General features: G+C 60.2%; 2 protein-coding genes. One reads left to right on the top strand and one right to left on the bottom strand.

Annotation, left to right across the window (positions count from 1 at the left end):
• Positions 1-87: 87 nt before the first annotated feature.
• A complete protein-coding gene (locus BA066_07945; GenBank protein RDD52763.1) occupies positions 88-846 on the top strand; it encodes a radical SAM protein in 759 nt (252 codons plus the stop codon).
• Positions 847-907: 61 nt separating this feature from the next.
• Here BA066_07945 and BA066_07940 read toward each other — a convergent pair.
• Positions 908-1,464: hypothetical protein (locus tag BA066_07940; protein RDD52762.1), on the bottom strand; the 557-nt coding region annotated here is incomplete at its 5' end.

Here is a 1,464-nt window from a genome sequence, read left to right as displayed (position 1 = left end):
CCGCCACGAGGATAAAAAGGATACGCCCAGCCCCCTAACGCGATTCGATGGTGGACTCACATTTTTAGAGCTCCACCACCCGCGGAGCTGGTGTACGATCCGGTAGAGCTGGCCGAGGCGGTGAGGGGCTTGGTGGAGAGGGGGGAGAGGAGGAAGTACTACAGGTTCAGAGGGGGGAGGTGGTACGGGGGCATAGCCACGGCGGACTGCGTCGGTTGCAACCTGAGGTGCGTCTTCTGCTGGAGCCACTTCCCCAGGGACAATCCCCAGGCTAATTGGGGTTTCTTCAGCCCCGAGGATGTTTACCTCAAGCTGCGGGGCATAGCAGAGGGCAGGGGCTATGCTCTGCTGAGGCTGTCCGGAAACGAGCCCACCATCTGCTGGAACCATCTCCTCGGGCTGCTCGAGCTCGTCGAGAGCGATGGGAGGTTCAGGTTCATACTGGAGACGAATGGCATCCTGATAGGGAGCGATAAGTCCAAGGCCAGGGACCTCTCCTCCTTCACCTGCGTTCACGTCAGGGTTTCCCTCAAGGGGACCTGTGAGGAGGAGTTCTCCCTGCTAACGGGGGCCAGGCCGGAGGCTTTCGAGCTTCAGCTGAGGGCCCTGGAGAATCTAGCGGATGAGGGAGTTTCCGCCCATCCCGCCGTCATGCTCTCCTTCTCGAGTGAGAGGAACCTCAGGGGCCTGCTGGAGAGGCTGAGGGGGATAGAGCCAGCCTACGCGAGGAGGCTGGAGGAGGAGTATGTCTTCCTCTATCCCCACGTGAAGGAGAGGCTGAGGAGGGCTGGCCTCACACCTAAAATTGCTTACGATCCCGGGAGGATAGCTGGAGACTTCATCTGAGTCCCTCCGGACAATCCTGGGGAGAAGGCATCCCGTCCCTGAGCGAGGCCGGGTTTCGAGCTCACCTGTCGATCTCCTCCATGAGCCTAGCTATCTCACCGGGTCTCATCGTGACGATTATCCCCTTGCCCTCGGCCCTCCTGACGGTGAGATCATCCGGCTCCTCCACGCAGAGGAGGAACAGCGCGTTCGGCCTCCTCCCGTAAACCTCCTCGTATGATCTAGAGGCCTCCAGGAGCTGCCTTATGTCCCTCGAGCTCCCCCTCATGGCTATCTCAACGAGAGCAACGGTCCTCCTGCCGCTGATTATCGCGTCGACTGAGGGCCTCCCCCTCTCTATGAACCCCCTGTCCACCTCGAAGCCCCTCCTCGTGCAGAGGCTCTCGAGGGTCCCCCTGAGGCTTATCTCCTCTAGCTTCGAGTACCTCCTGTCGAGCCTCCCGACGGTCGAGGAGAGCGTCCTAACTGTCCTCCAGAGCCTGTTGACGTTCTCCGTGAGCTCGCTTATCCTGCTTGAGAGCTGGTTGTTGACTTCCTCTATGCGCTGCGAGAGCCTGTTGACGTTCTCCGTGAGCTCGCTTATCCTGCTTGAGAGCTGGTTGTTGACTTCCTCTATGC

The sequence above is a fragment of the Candidatus Korarchaeota archaeon NZ13-K genome (genome assembly GCA_003344655.1).
GTDB lineage: Archaea > Korarchaeota > Korarchaeia > Korarchaeales > Korarchaeaceae > Korarchaeum.
Note: the sequence above shows the minus strand (reverse complement) of the source record. Positions and strands in the feature narration are given on the sequence as shown.